We start from the raw sequence: 17,268 nt of genomic DNA on the forward strand, positions 1-17,268 counted from the left end.
CCTGACTACGAGCAGGAGGCGGACAAGGTCGGAGAAGGAGACGACGATGGCGCTGGACAAGGCCCTGCTCGGGCGCTTGCTGCAATTGAACGAACCGTGGACGGTGCGTGAGTTCAGATTCGATCCGGGGGCGAGACGGGTTGATGCGTGGATAGGACTCGAAGTTCAGCGCGGCTGGTTCGGCCTCGGCCGTAAACAGGCCGACCAGGAGGGCGCGGAACGGGTCTGGCGTCACATCGATCTCGCCGGCTGGCGCTGCCACCTGCATGTGCTGGCGCCCGCCAGCGCTGATCTGAGCGCGCTGCCCTGGGCCGGGCCGGCCGACATGCCTTTCTCGCAGGCGCTTTCCAAGCAGGTATTTGCGCTGTTCAACGAGGGCGTATCGCTGAACGGCATCTGCGCCATCACCGGCATTCCGCTGCAGGAACTGTGGAAGTTCAAGTTCGCGCTTGACCAGGGCAAGGCGGCGATCACCGATCCGGCCCGCGCAGCCGTTGCCGCGCAGGCGGCGGTGGCTGCCGATGCGGCAGCGCCGGCGGTGGCCTCCGACGATGACGTGCCCGACGTGGCCGATCCGGTGTGGCTGCAGCTGATCGAGGGCCGGCGTGACATCGACATCCGCGCACTCAGCCTGAAACTGCTGATGACCCGCCTGCGCAGCCAGATGGAGGTGATCACCGACGACGAGGTGCGCATGCTCAAGCTGCGCGAGCTGCACCGCTACTTCGTCAAGAACGCCCGCATGCTCGGTCACGAACTGGCGCAGCTGCGCACGCACTGAACATACCGGACGACTCCCGATGACGACTCAGCACCCGTCCGCCCTGAGCGGACGCATGATGGGACTGTCCGAAGCGACGGCCCTGATCCGCGAAGGCGGCCACTACAGCATCGCCGGCGACGAGGCGCTGCTGCGCCAGCTGCCGCGCGGCCACTGGATAGGCGGCACCATTCCCTACTTCATGGGGCAGGACGGTGGCGTCACCACGCGCGACCAGCTCTATGTCGCCGCGGTGCCGGTGCTCGGCGGCGCGCCCGAGATCCGCTTCTACGACCAGATCAGTCTGGAGCGCGTGTGCGCCGACGGCCCGGACAACGGCTTCTCCATCATCGTGATGCCGGCGTTTTCGGCGGTGCATTCGCTGTTCGCGCGCAATGCGCCGGGCTACGAGGACATGTACATCAAGCCGCTGGTGGGCTGGATTTCCGGCATCCACCTGGCGGACCTCGGCCGCGCCAGCCCGCTGGTGGTGAATGGCGAAACGCTGGAGTTCGACGGCGAGCGCGCGCTGGTGATGCATGTGCCGCTGCCCGAAACGAAGTACGCGCAGATCGACATCATCAATCTGTTCACCCAGGGCGAGGGCGACCGCATCCGCTTCCCGGCCAAGGGCTTTAGCGCCTCCGACTGTCTGATCAACGATCAGCCGGGCAATTTCGCGCAGTACGTCGCATCGCGTGCGATCGACACCAAGCTGCCGCTGGTGGCCGATTACAGCGGTGCCATGATCAATGTGAGCATCAAGGCGGTCGATGCCGGCAAGGGCACGGTGGACTTCTACGCGCCGGTGTTCGACGACATCGAATACCGCTTCGCAGCGCCGGTGCCGGACTACGTGAGCGCCTTCCACGCGGCGCTGCCGGCCCAGACCGGGCCGATCGGCTTCAGCTGCAACTGCGTGCTGAACTATCTGTACAGCGAACTGGAAGGCAAGCGCGTGCCCTCCATGCTGGGCCCGATGACTTTTGGCGAAGTGGCTTACCAGCTGCTGAACCAGACGCTGGTGTATCTGACCATCGAAGGCTGAGCCGGGCGTCGCGCCGACCGGGCAGGCGATTGCCCGGTCGCGTGGCGACTGGCGTAGCATCGCCGCTTTCACACCGCATACCGTGCTTCGCATGAACGACATTTCTTCGCAATCGCGCCGGCTTGCGCTGGTCATCGATGCCGACAATGCCCAGCCCTCGCTGATCCAGCCGGTGCTGCTGGCCGCCGCCTCGCGCGGCCGGGTGACGGTGCGCCGCATCTACGGCGACTGGACCTCGCCCAACATGACCAGCTGGAAGGCCTATCTGCTCGATCACTCGATCCGGCCGATCCAGCAGTTCCGCATCGTCGGCGGCAAGAACGCCACCGACAGCGCAATGATCATCGACGCCATGGATCTGCTGCACTCCGGTCTGGTCGATGGCTTCTGCATTGTGTCCAGCGATTCCGACTTCACTTCGCTGGCCCGCCGCATCCAGGAAAGCGGCCTGTTCGTGATGGGCGTCGGCCGTCGCACGACGCCAGTCGCCTTCCAGCGCGCCTGTGAGGAGTTCGTATTCACTGACGACATGCGTGCCACGCCGCCGCTGTCGGCGCCGAAGAAGAAGCCCTCGACGGTGCCGGCGCGCATTGAACAGCCGCGCAAGCCGCGCAACCGCCAGCCGGACGCGCAGATCCTCGAACTGCTGTCGCAGGGCATACGGTCGGCCACCGACGAGGACAGCGGCTGGGCCGGCATCGGCCGTGTCGGCCAGATCGTCCGTCAGTACGAGCCCGGCTTCAGCCACAAGGATTACGGCCACGCCAGCCTGTCCGGCCTGCTGGAAAGTCATCCGGAGCTGTTCCGGCTGCACAAGGGCGACAACGGGCAGGCCCAGGTTCAGCTGATCGAGCGCGCGGCGGACAAGCAGCTCGAACTGCTGCCCGAGCCCCTGCCCGAGGCGCTGCCGGAAGCCGGCAGCGAAGCGGCCAACGATCTTCCGATGACCGAAGCGCCCGCTGCGCCGGCGCCCAAGTCGCGTCGCAGCCGCACACCCCGCAAGACCAAGCAGACGACCGAGGCTGCTGCGCCGGCCCGGGCCGAACCGGTGATTGCCGCTGAAGCGGCTGCACCGGCACCGGCACCGGCGGCCGAGTCCGGCGAAGCCAAGCCGGCGCGCAGCCGGGCGCCGCGCCGCAGCCGCGCGCGCAAGCCGGCGTCCGATACGCCGGCCGGCTGACGCTCAGCCGGCCGGCGTGGTCGGCGTGATGGGGGGTATGGCCGCCGGTTTCGGCGGCCAGAAGAAGTCGAGCGGCCGGCTCAGGAAGCGACGTGCCAGCTTCACCGACAGGCCGCGGGTATCGTCGGGTTCGATGCCGCGCGAGCGCAGCGCGGTTTTCATCGCCAGACTGAAGCTCACGGTGAGGTTGGTCAGGCCGACCAGGGCGACGCCCAGCGCACTGATCGCGATGGTCTGCCAGGCCAGATCGAAATCGAGCGCGTGCAGGCCGTAGGCCAGATTGGCCGAAGCGAACGCCACGTGCCGGATGTCCAGCGGCAGGCCCAGCAGCTGGCCGAAGATCGGCGTGCAGCCCAGCATGCAGCCAAACAGGAAATTGCCCATCAGCGCGCCGAGGTTGTGTTCGACATAGTCGGCCAGCCGGCCCAGCCTTGCCTCGCCCAGCACGCTCTTCAGCCATTTAACCCGGCGCAGCCGCTCGGGTACGCGATGGTAGAGCGACTGGTTGTCGTAATAGCCTGAAATGAGCCCGCTCAGGAACAGATAGACGCCGGCAATCGCCGCATGCACCAGCGCCAGGCTTTGCCAGGGGTGCAGGTCGTGCAGCAGGTGGGCGCCCTTGACCGGATCGACCGGGTGCCAGCCGAAGAACTGGCCGCCCACCATGACGATGGCCAGCGCGGTCAGGAAGCCGATCGATACGTTGCCGGCGATCGATATCCACTGCGTGCGGCTGACCTGGGCGGCGAGGTCGGCCAGCACGTTCAGCCGCGCTTCGCGGTTCTGCTTGCCGTCGAGCGCCGCCGCCAGCGTGGCGGCGGTCATCGCCGGCTGTTTGGTGGCGATGGTCAGGTGCAGGATGTGCACAAGCACGAAACCAAGACCGTAGTTCAGGCTGTAGGCCACCGCCTCCCACACCGGCGGCAGGCCGAGCTTGGCGCTCAGTATCTTGATCATGGCCATGCTGCCGATGATCAGGCCGGCACCGGCGGCGGCGCGGAACATGCCGAAGAATTCACCGCGTGACTCGGTCACGTAGTGCTCGCCCGACTTGCTGGCCTGTTCGGTGACACGGCGCGCCAGCAGCTGGGTGGTGCCGCTGAACAGGTCGCGTACGCTGTGGCGGCGGTTTTCCTGTCGAACGAGGCCGAGGAAGAAGTCGATCGCCCGCGCCCGCACGGTGGCCGCATCGTCTTCCGGCGCCGGCTGCACCAACGTGCGCAGCAGGCGCAGCCGTTCGACGATCTGTTCGATGCGTGCCAGCACGAACACCAGGTTCACGCCGACGCCGGCTTCGCGCGAGCGGCGCCGTATCGTATCGACATAGCTCATGCACTGGTCGAGCAGCACTTCCAGATGGCCGTCGTGCGGCGCGGGTTCGCTGCTGTCGGCGTGGCGGTCGATGAAGGCGCGCACTTCGTCGCTCTGTGCGAGGAAAGGCGATTCGTGGCGTGCCAGCGAGGGCAGGTAGCGCAGCAGCGCCTGTTCCATGCCGAGCGCAGCCAGCCGGTGCGAAGCCATGCGCATGGCTTCGAACAGCTCGTGCCGGCACTGCCGGCGCGCGTCGGTGAAACGTTCGCCCCCCACGTCCAGCGTGTCGAGCAGCAGCAGCCAGTCCTCGCGCGGCACCGCGCTCATCCATTCGCCATCCTGCGCGTCGTCGAACACTTCGCTGAACAGGCTGCGCAGGAAGTCGCGATCGACCGCCGGGGGCAGCATGCGGCCGAGCAGCCGGCTGCCCAGCCCGCTGAAGAAGCCCTGATTGGCCAGCACACCGGATTCTGAATACAGCGTGCGATGCATGCGCGCGGCCAGTACCGCGTTCAGATGCTGTGCGAGTGCAGCGGCCAGTTCGGGGCGGGCGCCCAGCAGCCGGAGCAGCGCGCGAAAGCGCGATTCGGCCACTTCATGGGTTTCGCGTCCGGCGGGCCGTATCAGCGCGATCAGCCGGGCAAGCGCTTCGCCGCCGCTGTCGCCAGCGTGGCGGGACAGGTCTTCGAGCAGAGCCGTCAGTTCGGCGACGTAGGTGCTGTGTGTCGTCATGGGCGGAACCGTTGCTGAAGGAGGGGTGTTGAACGCTGAAGCCGCGCTCCGGTTCCCCGGATGCTCACGAGGAGGATACGTGCGCCACCCTGCCGTCGACCAGTTCGATGCGCCGGTCGCAGCGTGCTGCCAGCCGCGGGTCGTGGGTGACGATGAGGCATGCGCTGCCGCGTTCGCGGTTGAATTCGCGCAGCAGCGCGAAAATGTCGTCGGCGGTGTGGGTGTCCAGATTGCCGGTCGGTTCGTCCGCGAGTATGAGGCGCGGCGAGCGCGACAGCGCACGGGCAATGGCCACCCGCTGCTGCTGACCGCCGGACAGCTGGTTGGCCTTCTTGTGTTCGTGCCCCTTCAGCCCGACCCGCAGCAGCAGGTCGTGCGCGATGGCTTCCGCATCGGCGGTGGCCACGCCCTGTTCGATGATGGACGGCATCATCACGTTCTCCAGCGCGGTGAAGGCGGGCAGCAGATGATGGAACTGGAATACGAAACCGATATGACGGCCGCGCAGCACGGTGAGCGCCTGTTCGTTCAGGCCGGCGGTTTCGCTGCCGGCGATCGCCAGGTCGCCCGAAGTCGGGCGCTCCAGCAGACCGATCAGGTTCAGCAGCGTGCTCTTGCCTGAGCCGCTGGGGCCGATCAACGCGCAGAACTCGCCTTCCGCCAGTTCGATATCGATGCCGTGCAGCACCTCGGTTTCCACCGGCGTACCGACGCCATAGGACTTGCGCAGATCACGCAGCGCCACAATGGCCGTCATGCCCCGTACCTCATGCCCGGCCCCTCATGCACGTATCGCCTGTACCGGGTCCATCTTGGCCGCGCGCCGCGCCGGTATCAGCGCCGCCAGCACACCCACCACCAGCGCGATCAGCGCGGCCGACAGCGCGATGCCGGTATCCAGATGCGGCTGGAACAGCGGCGCGCCGTCGCCGGTGCGATAGACCGACGAGAAGAACTGCAGCAGTCCCCAGGCCAGGCCGACGCCGGCCAGCGCACCGGTAAAGCCCACCAGCCCGCCCTGCAGCAGGAAGATGCCCATGATGCGGTTCGAGCTGGCGCCCATCGCGCGCAGGATGCCGATCTCCTTCTGCTTCTGCACCACGCTCACCACCAGCACGCTCGATATGCCGAGCGCCACGATGACAATGACGAAGCTGCGGATCAGATTGTTCGACACCGTCTGGTTGCGCAGTGCGGCCAGCAGCTGCGAGTTGGTGGTCATCCAGCTTTCGACGGTGAGGCCGCTGCCCGCCTGCAGCCGCTCGCTCACGTCCTGCGCGTCGAAAATGTCGGTCACCGTGATGTCGATGTTGGACACGCCGCCCGGCAGGTCCAGCAGTGACTGCGCCAGCTTCATCGTGGTGAACACCCAGCGCCGGTTCAGGTCCTTGTTGCCGATGTCGAACAGGCCGGTGATCTGCAGCAGTTCGTCCCGCCCGCCGGCCGCGCGCACGAACACCTTGTCGCCCACGGTGACGCCCAGATCCTTCGCCAGTTCGATGCCGATGATGGCGTTGGTGCCCTCGACATGGAAGGTGCCGCGCGTCATGTAGCCGTCCATCTTCACGATGCGCCGGTAGCGGTCGGCATCCACCCCCATCAGCGCCACCGACTTGCTGGCGCGCCCGCGCAGCGCGAAGGCCGGGCCACTCACCACCGGCGACACCGCCACCACGCGCGGCTGGGCTTCGGCCAGCTTCACCATCGCTTCCCACTGGTCGATCGAACGCAGGCGCTGCGCGCGCGGCTCGATCACCGCGATGCTGGCCGGGTCGTTCAGCGCGCGCTGGTTGGCTTCTTCCAGCGGCCGCATCACCACATGCGCCTGGCTGCCGAGCACGCGGTCAATGATGGTGGCCTGGAGCTGCGAAATGAGCTGGGACAGGAACACGATGACCGCCACGCCGCCGGTCACGCCGAGCAGGATGAGCGCAGTCTGCATGCGCCCCTCGCGCAGGAAGCGCAGCGCGACCAGGAATTCGAACGGAAGCTTGGGCCGGGCCATGGGCGCGCTCAGCGGCCGAGGTTGGGCGTCGGGCCGGGCGCGCCGCGCGGCGGCTTGATGCGGATGTGGTCGCCATCGACCGCGCCGCCCGCCGGCAGGATGGCGACCTCGCCTTCGTTCAGCCCGTCGGTGATTTCGACGCGGCCGACGCCGCGCAGGCCGATCTTCACCGGCACCCGGACTGCATTGCCATCGCGCGCGAGCAGCACCCAGGGGCTGCCGCCATCGACGTCGCGGACCGCTTCCAGCGGCAGCGACAGGGCGCTCGGCTTGCGACCGATCACCACTTCGACCGACACCGTCATGTCCGGCCGCAGAAAGGCCGGCGGCGTGGGCACCCGCAGGCGCACTTCCACCGTGCCGCGCTGGGCGTCGATGGCCGGCGACAGGTAATACACCACCGCGTCGAAGGACTGGCCGGAGAAGGCGTCAGCCACCGCCTGCGCGTGCGCGTCGAGCTGCAGGTAGCGCAGATTCTTTTCGTCCAGCGTGGCGTGGATGCGGGTTTCGCCGTCCTCGGCCAGCGTGAGCAGCGCGCGGCCGGCCTGGGCCACATCGCCCGGTTCGGCGTCGCGTGCGATCACCAGCGCATCGACCGGTGCGCGCAGCGTGAGCAGATCGCGTTTCGCGCGCGCGGTGTCGAGCGCGGCGGTGGCCTGGGCCAGCCGGGCCTGGGCGGTGGCGCGCTCGGCGCCGCGCGGCGTGTTGGCGTCGCGCTGGGCCTGGGCGGTGCGCAGCTGGGCGCGCGCGTTGTCGAGCTGGCGCGCGGCTTCATCCAGCTTCGACGGCGAGTAGAACTGCTGCGCCACCAGCGCCTGCGCCCGCTGGTACTCGGCTTCCGCCACGCGCAGATTGGCTTCCGCCTGTTTCACCGCCTGTTCGGCCACCGGCAGGCCGACTGCGTCGAGCTGGGTGAAGCGCGCCTGCGCTTCGGCGATCTGCGAGCGGGCCTGCTCGATCGCTGCATCAGCGTCGGTGGCGCGCAGCTTCACCAGCGCGTCGCCGGCCTGCACCCGTGCGCCCTCGCGCACCGCTACCGCGTCGATGAGGGCGGTGACCTGGGTGCCCAGTTCGATGCGCGACGGCGTGGCGATGCGGCCGGTCGCCACCACGCTCTGGGTCAGCGGCGAACGTTCGACCTTCACGACATCGACGGGGACGCCGCGCGGCCACAGCAGCCATGCGGTCAGCACTGCCGCGGCCAGCAGCAGTGCGATCAGGTGACGGGTTTTCATCGGGAAATCGGCAGGAAGATGCGAAGGCGTGAGCGGAGCTGGGGTGGCCGGTCAGGACCGGGGCGCAAGCAGTGTATCGATCAGGGCGTCGAGTTGCCGGTGGTCCGGGTTGCCGATGATGCGTTTGACGATGCGGCCGTCGCGGTCCACCAGAAAGCTGGTGGGTGTGGCGCGGATGCCGCCGAAGCCATGGTCGGCTTCGGCGACCGGGTCGAAGCCTACGCGAAACGGCAGCCGTTCGCGCTGGGCAAAAGCCTGAACCTGTACCGGGGCATCGTAGGACATGGCCACCGCCACCACCTCGAAGCCGCGTCCGACGTAGCGGCGATGGGTGTCGGCCAGCCCCGGCATGCCCCGGATACAGGGGCCGCAGGAGGTGGACCAGAAGTTCACCAGACGCACGCGGCCGTCCGGCTGACCCAGATCAAGCGTGCCGCCGTCCAGCAGCGCAATCCTTACCGGCGGCACCTGTTCCGGGTGCCCGCTGCCGCGCAGCAGCCAGACGATGGTGATCAGTGCGACCAGAACTAACGGCGATACCCATTTGCGATTCATAATCCGGATTCGTACTTCTTACTGCGGAAAGGTTGGACCATGCGCGCGATTGTCGGTTTTGTGGGCTGTCTTGTCATGTGCACCCAGGTGTGGGCGATTTCGCTGTCCGATCTGTCCGACAAGGACGCCGGCGGTGGCCTGAAAGAGGCGCTCAGCCAGGGCGCGGCCAAGGCGGTCGACCTGCTGGGCAAGCAGGACGGCTTCCTGAAGAACGCCAAGGTGAAGATTCCGATGCCGGACGGCCTGCGCCAGGCGGAAAAGCTGATGCGCACCTTTGGCATGAAGAAGCAGGCGGATGAACTGATCACCTCGATGAACCGCGCCGCCGAAGCTGCGGTGCCGGAAGCGAAGGAACTGCTGGTGGGTGCGGTGAAGGACATGAGCGTCGAGGACGCAAAAAAGATCCTGACCGGCGGCGACACCTCGGGCACCGAGTACTTCAAGGGCAAGACCTCGGCCCAACTGAAGGAACGCTTCAAGCCCATCGTGCAGAAGGCGATGGACAAGGTGGGCCTGGCCAAGACCTACGAAAAGTTCGCGTCCAAGGGTGCGCAGTACGGCGTGATCAGCAAGGAAGACGCCGACCTCGACAACTACGTGACGCAGAAGACGCTGGACGGCCTGTTCACGATGGTGGCGGAAGAGGAGAAAGCCATCCGCAAGAACCCGGTGGGCGCGGCCGGCGATCTGGCGAAGAAGGTGTTCGGCGCGCTGGGCAAGTGATCATGGCGGTCGATCCGGCACTCATCGTCCGGCGCAAGCACGCCGAAGACGTGGCGGCGCTGATCGCCGGCAAGGGCTGGGACGCGGCGCGCGCCGCGTCCGAACTGGGGCTGTCAGTGGTGCAGGTCGAGCGCATCCTGCGCGGCGAGGTCGAGCACGTGCCGACCCAGCATCTGAAGGACATGCGCAGCAAGCTGTGCGGCAGCGCGCTCTGCGGCTGCTGAGCGGGCGCCCGCCCGGTCGCTGACCGGGGCGGGGGCGCCCGCGGGCGCGCTGGTCAGCGCTTCGCGGCTTTCGCGAAGGCCGCCGCCAGTGCGTTGTTGGCGGCCGGCGCTTCCTTGGCTTTCGCCATCGCGCGCGGGTCGGGGCGTGCGTTCCGCGGGTCGCGGCCACCGCCCGCGGGCTTCTTCACCGCCTCGTCGCTCAGCCGCATCGACAGCGCGATGCGCTTGCGCGCCAGATCCACCTCGATCACCTTTACCTTCACGATATCGCCGGCCTTCACCACTTCGGCCGGGTCCTTCACGAAGCGGTTGGACAGCGCCGACACATGCACCAGGCCGTCCTGGTGCACGCCGATGTCCACGAAGGCGCCGAAGTTGGTGACGTTGGTCACCACGCCTTCGAGCTGCATGCCCGGCTCCAGATCCTTCAGGCCCTCCACGCCGTCGCGGAAGCTGGCGGTCTTGAACTCCGGGCGCGGGTCGCGGCCCGGCTTTTCCAGTTCGCGCAGGATGTCCTGCACCGTGGGCAGGCCGAAGCGCTCGTCCGTGTATTTCTGCGCCGACAGCTTCTTCACCGTGGCAGCGTCGCCGATCAGTTCGCGCGCCTTCTTCTGCACGTCCGCCAGGATGCGCTCGACCACCGGATAGGCTTCCGGGTGCACCGCCGAGGCGTCCAGCGGATTGTCGCCATTCATGATGCGCAGGAAGCCAGCGCACTGTTCGAAGGTCTTGTCGCCGAGGCGGGGCACCGACAGCAGCGCCTTGCGCGAGCCGAAGGCGCCGTGCGCGTCGCGGTGGGCGACGATGTTCTGCGCCAGTGTGCTGTTCAGGCCGGAAATGCGCGCCAGCAGCGGGGCGGAGGCGGTGTTCACGTCCACACCCACCGCGTTCACGCAGTCCTCGACCACCGCGTCGAGCGAGCGCGCGAGCTTGGTCTGGCTCACGTCGTGCTGGTACTGGCCGACGCCGATGGCCTTCGGGTCTATCTTCACCAGTTCGGCCAGCGGGTCCTGCAGCCGGCGGGCGATCGACACCGCGCCGCGCAGGCTCACGTCGAGGCCGGGGAATTCCTTCGCTGCCAGTTCGGACGCCGAATACACCGAGGCGCCCGCTTCCGACACGACGATCTTGGTCATCGCCAGTTCCGGCTTCAGCTTGATCAGATCGGCGGCCAGCTTGTCGGTTTCGCGGCTGGCGGTGCCATTCCCGATGGCGATCAGCTGCACGTTGTGCTTCTGCGCGAGTGCGGCCAGCGTGTGCAGTGAGCCGTCCCAGTCGCGGCGCGGCTCGTGCGGGTACACGGTGGCGGTATCGACCAGCTTGCCGGTGGCGTCCACCACCGCCACCTTCACACCGGTGCGGATGCCCGGGTCCAGGCCCATGGTGGCGCGCGGGCCGGCCGGAGCCGCTAGCAGCAGGTCCTTCAGATTCTTGGCGAATACGCGGATCGCCTCCAGTTCGGCGCGGCTGCGCAGCTCGCCCATCAGATCGAGCTCGATGTGCACCGACAGCTTCACGTTCCAGGTCCAGCGTGCGGTATCGACCAGCCAGCGGTCGGCCGGGCGGCCCTGATCGCGGATGCCGGCGTGCGCCATGATGCGGCGCTCGCACGGGTTGGGTTCGGGCGAGCGGCTGCCGTCCTCCGGGTCGGAGTCCAGCGCCAGCTTCACCCGTAGCGCCTCTTCGTTACGGCCGCGGAACAGCGCCAGCGCGCGGTGCGACGGAATGTCGGCCAGCTTCTCCCGGTAGGCGAAGTAATCGCGGAACTTGGCCGCCTCGGCGTCGCTGTCCTTGCCGTCGGCTACCACCGACACCACCACGCCGTGTTCGGTCACGTAGTCGCGCAGCGCGCCGACCAGTTCGGCACTTTCGGCGAAGCGCTCCATCAGGATCTGGCGCGCGCCGTCGAGCACCGCCTTGGCGTCGGCGAAACCGGCGTCGGCATTCAGGAACTTCGCGGCTTCGGCGTCCGGTGTCAGCGTCGGGTCGGCCAGCAGCGCGTCGGCCAGCGGCTCGATGCCCGCTTCGCGCGCGATCTGCGCCTTGGTGCGGCGCTTCTGCTTGTACGGCAGGTAGAGATCTTCCAGCCGCTGCTTGCTGTCCGCGCCCTCGATCTCGGCGCGCAGCTGCGGCGTGAGCTTGCCCTGTTCGTCGATGCTGGCGATCACCGCGACGCGGCGCTCTTCCAGTTCGCGCATGTAGCCGAGCCGCTCTTCCAGCAGGCGCAGCTGGGTGTCGTCCAGGCCGCCGGTGGCTTCCTTGCGGTAGCGCGAAATGAAGGGCACGGTGGCGCCTTCGTCCAGCAGGGCGACGGCGGCGTTGATCTGTTGCGGGCGTGCGCCCAGTTCGGCGGCGAGCCGCTGTTCGATCGGAGGGAGCATGTGAAGCAGGCTGGATGAACTACGGGAGGCGCGAACCATACCCACGCAGGCCGCCTGCCGCAAGCCGGTACAATCCCGGGTCATCCATCGACTGGCGCGCTACCCGTCCGGGCGGCGCAGGCATCCCATGCTGTCCGACATGAACGCGCCTCAGCGCGAGGCGGTGAAATACCTCGACGGCCCGCTGCTGGTGCTGGCCGGCGCCGGCTCGGGCAAGACGCGCGTCATCACGCGCAAGATCGCCTATCTGGTGCAGGAATGCGGCTTCGACCCGCGCAATATCGCGGCCATCACCTTCACCAACAAGGCGGCGAAGGAAATGCAGGAGCGCGCCTCGCACCTGCTCGAAGGCCGCGCCGGCAAGCAGCTCAACATTTCCACCTTCCACGCGCTGGGCGTGAAGATGCTGCGCACCGAAGCGAAGGCCGCCGGGCTCAAGCCCGCCTTCTCGATACTCGATTCGTCCGACGCGACCGCCATCGTGTCCGACATTTCGAAGGAAACCGAAAAGTCGCGCCTGCGCGCGCTGGTGTCGCGCATATCCGGCTGGAAGAACGCGATGCTGCCGCCGTCGGCCGCCGCTTCGCACGCGGCCGACGAAATGGAGGCGCTGGCCGCCCGCGTCTATGAGGAATACGAGCGCACGCTGCGCGCCTACCAGGCGGTCGATTTTGACGACCTGATCGGCATCCCGGCGCGCCTGCTGGCCAGCGACGAAGAACTGCTCGAACGCTGGCAGCGCCGGCTGCGCTACCTGCTGATTGACGAGTATCAGGACACCAACAGCTGCCAGTACCAGATCGTGAAGCTGCTGGCCGGTCATCGCGGCGCCTTCACCGCGGTCGGTGACGACGACCAGGCCATCTATGCCTGGCGCGGTGCCGACGTCGAGAACCTGCGCAATCTGCAGACTGATTACCCGAAGCTCAAGGTGATCAAGCTGGAGCAGAACTACCGCTCGATGCAGCGCATCCTGTCGGCGGCCAACACGCTGATCGCACGCAACGAAAAGCTGTTCGACAAGAAGCTGTGGTCCGACATGGGGCGCGGCGATCCGATCACGCTGTTCATCGCGCGCGATGCGGACCACGAGGCGGAAAGCGTCGCCATGCGCATCGCCTCGCACAAGTTCGAGCACCGTGGCAAGTTCAGCGACTACGCGGTGCTCTACCGCGGCAACCACCAGGCGAGGGTGATCGAAACCGCGCTGCGCGAACAGAAAATTCCCTACGTCATCAGCGGCGGCCAGAGCTTCTTCGACCGCGCCGAAATCAAGGACGTGATGGCCTATCTGCGGCTGGTCGCCAATGGCGACGACGATCCGGCCTTCATTCGCGCGGTGACGACGCCCAAGCGCGGCATAGGCGGCATGAGCCTGGAAGCGCTGGGCCGCTACGCCGGCGAACGCCACATCGGCCTGTTCGCGGCGATGTTCGAAACCGGCGCCGAGCACGCGCTGCCGGCGCGCGCGCTCACGCCTCTGCGCGAATTCGGCGACTTCATCAATCGGCTCGAATGGCGCGCCCGCACCGAGGCGCCGCGCCTGTTGCTCGAAGATCTGCTGCGCGGCATCGGCTACGAAACCTGGCTGTTCGAACAGTTCGAGCCGAAGGAGGCGGAGACGCGCTGGAACAACGTGCGCGAGTTCGTCGACTGGATGGGCCGCAAGGGCGAGGAAGACGGCAAGACGCTGATGGAACTGACGCAGACCGTTGCGCTGATCACCATGCTGGACAAGCGCGACGACGGCGAGGAACGCGACGCGGTGCAGCTATCGACGCTGCACGCGTCGAAGGGCCTGGAATACAAGCACGTGTATCTGATTGGCCTGGAGGAAGGCATCCTGCCGCACCGCGAATCGATCGACGGCGGCAAGATCGAGGAAGAACGCCGGCTCATGTATGTCGGTATCACCCGTGCCCAGCGCACGCTGACGCTGAGTCACTGCGAACGCCGCAAGAGCGGTCGCGAGTCGCGTGACTGCGAGCCGTCGCGTTTCATCTCCGAAATGGGCGAGGACGTGCAGCGACCGAAGAAGGACGGCGCCGCCCCCACCGCTGAAGACCGCGCTGCCCGCGTTGCGCAGCTCGAAGCGATGAAGGCGCGGCTGGCGGGAAAGGTGCTGCCCGGCAGCTGAGCGGCCGGCGCGCGGACGAAAAAAAGCCCGCCATTGGCGGGCTTTTCTGTGCCGGGATGAAACCGACCGGCTTACTTCGCGGCTTCGGCCGGAGCGGCTTCCGCTTCCAGCTTCGGTTCCGGGAAGTTCGCGCCGCCCTTGTTCGCCATGAACACCACGGTGCGCTTGATCTCTTCTTCGCTCAGCGAAGCGTTGCCACCCTTGGGCGGCATGGCGCCCTTGCCGCCGACCGCCGACTTCACCAGCGCGTCCAGTCCGGTGGCGATGCGGCTGCCCCAGGCACCCGAGTCGCCCAGCTTCGGCGCACCAGCCATGCCGGCATCGTGGCAGGCGGCACAGGCGCCCTTGTAGATCTGTTCGCCGGTCTTCGGGCCCTTGGTTTCGGGCTCGCCCAGCGTCAGCTGTGCCACCGGCTGGATCGCCTTGGCCACCGCTTCGGAATCGGGATTGTTGGCGCCCTTGTAGCCGGACGACACGTACTGGGCCACAGTCACGCCGAGGCCGACAAACACGACAAATGACAGAACGACGACCGCGATCAGCTGCTGCGGCGTCTTGATGAGGGTTTCGTGCTCTTCGTGCGCGTCCGACATGGTGCCTTCCTCTGGATGACCTGTATGGGTTGGAAAAACGTAACGCAGCATTATAGCGGCTGCCGGCCGGCCTGCACCCCCCGATGACGCACCTCCGCCGCTCTGCATGGACGCGCGGCCGCAAAGCCGCTATCCTTCGCGCCCTGCGGAGCGTTTCAACATGCTCCCATGCGCCCGTAGCTCAGCTGGATAGAGTACTGCCCTCCGAAGGCAGGGGTCGTGCGTTCGAATCGCGCCGGGCGCGCCAGATTCGGAAAAAGGCTGGATCCTCTTGAGGATCCAGCCTTTTTTTGTTTTCATCGTGCAGGCCAGGTCATCGGCGCCTGCACGCGTCAGGCCATTTTCATGCTGCAGCGCAAAAGCTGGCATTCCGTTCTTTTCGGGCGGAATGCCGGAGCCCTGGGCTACTATCCGCCGGAATGGCTTATGGCCGATGGATTCCGGGAGGCATATGGGCGGCGGAATGATGCAGCCTCACGCTTGGCGCTGGCTTGTGCTGGTCGTAATGGTGCTGGCGGTGTTCGATGTCCGGCTGTACATGATGGCCAGCGAGGCGCGTCAGGCGGCACTGGACCGCGCCCAGTACACGCTGCACGTCGGCGTGGATGTGCTGGCTCAGCGGCTGGACCAGCAGTTGACTACCTATGACCGCCTGTTGTCCGGCATCGGCGAAGCGGTGCGTCTGCGCGGCAGGATTTCCGATACCCCCGATCTCACGATGCACCGCCTGCTGCTGCGGCGCCATGCGATCAACCCCGAACTGCGCTCCTTCTTCCTGGTCCGGGAGACCGGCGTGATGGCCGAGGTGTCGACCGCCTATCCGCTGAAAGAGGTGGATGTGTCCGGACGCGACTACTTCCTGGCGCAGTCCGGGTCGGGCGCGGACGAAGACCGCCTGTTCGTCGGCCAGCCCATCGTGAGCAAGCTGACCGGCCAGTACATCGTCCCGCTCAGCCGGCGGGTAGAGAACGAAGGCAGCCGATTTCTCGGCGTGGTGGCTGCGGCGGTGGATCCGGGCATGCTCACGAAAATGCTCGCCGAACAGGGCCTTCCGGACGGTTACGTACTGTCGGTATTCCTGCAGAGCGGGCAGGGAATGGCCTGTTACCCGGCACGTGTCGATTGCCTGCAGCGCAAGGTCGACCACACGCCGCTGTTCCGCTCCTTGCTGCCGGCCGAGGCCCGCGGGCAGTTCGCCCACCAGACGCTGCTCGACGAAACCCCGGGGCTGGCGGCCTACACCACTTCGTCGCGCTACCGGCTGGTCGTCGCCGCGACGGTGGATGAGAAGACGGTGCTGGTACCTTGGCGCCGCGATCTGGGCAACTACGTGCTCATTGCGATCGCCGGCAACCTTATCGTGGCCGGTCTGGCCTGGTTCGCCGTCAACCAGGTGCAGCGACGGCGGCTGGCGTTGCTCCAGCTGGCCCACGCGAACCAGGAACTCGAGGACCGCGTGCTGCAGCGCACGCAGCAGCTCAAGCGCAGCGAGGACCGCGCCCGTACCTTCATGAATACCGCGCGCGATGGCGTGGTGGTGATAGACAGCAACAGCTGCATCGTCGAGTTCAACCGGGCGGCCGAAAACCTGTTCGGCTATTCACTGAAGGAGGTGCTCGGGCGCAAGATCGACATGCTGATGCCGCAGCAGTTCGGCGCGGAACACCGTGACTACGTGCAGGCCGCGAATGGTGCGACGGGCGTGCGCAGCGGCAGTCGAGGCCGCGAGGTGACCGGACTGCACAAGGACGGGCACGAATTTCCGATCGACGTCACGGTGGGCAGTTCGGGCGAGGGCGGACAGAGTTTCCATGTCGGCATCATCCGCGACATCAGCGAACGCAAGCGGCTGGAGCGCGAGCTGCAGCAGCAGGCCGCTACCGATGGGCTGACCGGCGTGCTGAACCGCCGTGCCTTTACGGCCAAGAGCGAGGAGCTGATCGCGGTTGCGCTGCGGCACGACCGGCCGCTCAGCCTGCTGGTGATCGATGTCGACCACTTCAAGAAGGTGAACGACGTGCATGGCCATCCGGCCGGCGACGCGGTGCTCCGGGCGCTGGCCCGGATGCTGGGGGCCGCGCTGCGTACCGGCGATGTACTTGGCCGGTTGGGCGGCGAGGAATTCGCCATCGTGCTGTCGGAAACCGATGAAGCCGGCGCGCGCGACGCGGGCGAACGCCTGTTGCAGGTCGTGCGCGCTGCACGCATCGATCACGAGGGTACGGCGTTGCATATCACCGTGAGCATCGGTGCGGCGGTGCTGCGGGCCGGTGAGGACGGTTTCGCTGCCCTCTTCTCGCGCGCCGATCGCGCGCTGTACCGGGCGAAGAACAGTGGCCGTGACCGTCTGGCACTGGAGCGTGCCGAGGACGCAGTGGCCTGAA

14 protein-coding genes and 1 tRNA gene are annotated in these 17,268 nt (G+C 67.1%); 8 read left to right on the forward strand and 7 right to left on the reverse strand.

What is annotated here, in order from left to right; genetic code table 11:
- Nucleotides 1–46 precede the first annotated feature (46 nt).
- The 3 genes from METUNV2_RS0100910 (at nucleotide 47) to METUNV2_RS0100920 (ending at nucleotide 2,988) form a co-directional block, all read left to right on the forward strand.
- Nucleotides 47–781 carry a hypothetical protein gene (locus METUNV2_RS0100910; RefSeq protein ID WP_018227636.1) on the forward strand — a complete coding sequence of 245 codons (735 nt, stop codon included), beginning with the start codon at nucleotides 47–49 and terminating at the stop codon, nucleotides 779–781.
- Nucleotides 782–800: 19 nt separating this feature from the next.
- A complete protein-coding gene (locus METUNV2_RS0100915; protein ID WP_026187763.1) occupies nucleotides 801–1,808 on the forward strand; it encodes a DUF6976 family protein in 1,008 nt (335 codons plus the stop codon).
- 91 nt (nucleotides 1,809–1,899) lie between these two features.
- Nucleotides 1,900–2,988 carry an NYN domain-containing protein gene (locus METUNV2_RS0100920; RefSeq protein ID WP_018227638.1) on the forward strand — a complete coding sequence of 363 codons (1,089 nt, stop codon included), beginning with the start codon at nucleotides 1,900–1,902 and terminating at the stop codon, nucleotides 2,986–2,988.
- Between the two features lie 3 nt (nucleotides 2,989–2,991).
- Here METUNV2_RS0100920 and METUNV2_RS0100925 read toward each other — a convergent pair whose 3' ends face one another.
- From METUNV2_RS0100925 to METUNV2_RS0100945, 5 genes are all read right to left on the reverse strand, one after another.
- Nucleotides 2,992–5,031, reverse strand: coding sequence for a site-specific recombinase (locus METUNV2_RS0100925; protein ID WP_018227639.1), 2,040 nt, complete (start codon nucleotides 5,029–5,031; stop codon nucleotides 2,992–2,994).
- Nucleotides 5,032–5,095: 64 nt separating this feature from the next.
- A complete protein-coding gene (locus tag METUNV2_RS0100930; RefSeq protein WP_018227640.1) occupies nucleotides 5,096–5,788 on the reverse strand; it encodes an ABC transporter ATP-binding protein in 693 nt (230 codons plus the stop codon).
- A 24-nt stretch (nucleotides 5,789–5,812) separates the two neighbouring features.
- Nucleotides 5,813–7,036 (reverse strand): ABC transporter permease, encoded by a 1,224-nt coding sequence (locus METUNV2_RS0100935; protein WP_018227641.1) that lies wholly within the window; start codon nucleotides 7,034–7,036, stop codon nucleotides 5,813–5,815.
- 8 nt (nucleotides 7,037–7,044) lie between these two features.
- The gene (locus METUNV2_RS0100940; RefSeq protein ID WP_018227642.1) at nucleotides 7,045–8,271 is read right to left on the reverse strand and encodes an efflux RND transporter periplasmic adaptor subunit; all 1,227 of its coding nucleotides are present in this window, start codon (nucleotides 8,269–8,271) and stop codon (nucleotides 7,045–7,047) included.
- A gap of 51 nt (nucleotides 8,272–8,322) precedes the next feature.
- Complete coding sequence (locus tag METUNV2_RS0100945) at nucleotides 8,323–8,826, reverse strand: TlpA family protein disulfide reductase (RefSeq protein WP_018227643.1); 504 nt, start codon at nucleotides 8,824–8,826, stop codon at nucleotides 8,323–8,325.
- A 39-nt stretch (nucleotides 8,827–8,865) separates the two neighbouring features.
- Between METUNV2_RS0100945 and METUNV2_RS0100950 the strand changes: the two genes are divergently transcribed.
- Nucleotides 8,866–9,549 carry a DUF4197 domain-containing protein gene (locus tag METUNV2_RS0100950; RefSeq protein ID WP_018227644.1) on the forward strand — a complete coding sequence of 228 codons (684 nt, stop codon included), beginning with the start codon at nucleotides 8,866–8,868 and terminating at the stop codon, nucleotides 9,547–9,549.
- 2 nt (nucleotides 9,550–9,551) lie between these two features.
- Nucleotides 9,552–9,773, forward strand: coding sequence for a hypothetical protein (locus tag METUNV2_RS0100955; protein WP_036271154.1), 222 nt, complete (start codon nucleotides 9,552–9,554; stop codon nucleotides 9,771–9,773).
- A 53-nt stretch (nucleotides 9,774–9,826) separates the two neighbouring features.
- On the opposite strand, the gene METUNV2_RS0100960 is transcribed toward METUNV2_RS0100955, so the two are convergent.
- Complete coding sequence (locus tag METUNV2_RS0100960) at nucleotides 9,827–12,154, reverse strand: Tex family protein (protein WP_018227646.1); 2,328 nt, start codon at nucleotides 12,152–12,154, stop codon at nucleotides 9,827–9,829.
- 127 nt (nucleotides 12,155–12,281) lie between these two features.
- On the opposite strand from METUNV2_RS0100960, the gene METUNV2_RS0100965 reads away from it, so the two are divergent.
- The gene (locus METUNV2_RS0100965; RefSeq protein ID WP_018227647.1) at nucleotides 12,282–14,291 is read left to right on the forward strand and encodes a UvrD-helicase domain-containing protein; all 2,010 of its coding nucleotides are present in this window, start codon (nucleotides 12,282–12,284) and stop codon (nucleotides 14,289–14,291) included.
- A 71-nt stretch (nucleotides 14,292–14,362) separates the two neighbouring features.
- Here METUNV2_RS0100965 and METUNV2_RS0100970 read toward each other — a convergent pair whose 3' ends face one another.
- Nucleotides 14,363–14,884, reverse strand: coding sequence for a c-type cytochrome (locus METUNV2_RS0100970; RefSeq protein WP_018227648.1), 522 nt, complete (start codon nucleotides 14,882–14,884; stop codon nucleotides 14,363–14,365).
- 170 nt (nucleotides 14,885–15,054) lie between these two features.
- Here METUNV2_RS0100970 and METUNV2_RS0100975 point away from each other — a divergent pair.
- Nucleotides 15,055–15,131 (forward strand) — tRNA-Arg (locus METUNV2_RS0100975).
- Nucleotides 15,132–15,350: 219 nt separating this feature from the next.
- Nucleotides 15,351–17,267: a diguanylate cyclase gene (locus METUNV2_RS0100980; protein WP_232415578.1), complete on the forward strand. Its 1,917-nt coding sequence runs from the start codon at nucleotides 15,351–15,353 to the stop codon at nucleotides 17,265–17,267.
- Nucleotide 17,268: the final 1 nt, after the last annotated feature.

This window comes from Methyloversatilis universalis EHg5 (assembly GCF_000378945.1).
In the GTDB taxonomy this organism is placed as follows: Bacteria; Pseudomonadota; Gammaproteobacteria; order Burkholderiales; family Rhodocyclaceae; genus Methyloversatilis; species Methyloversatilis universalis_A.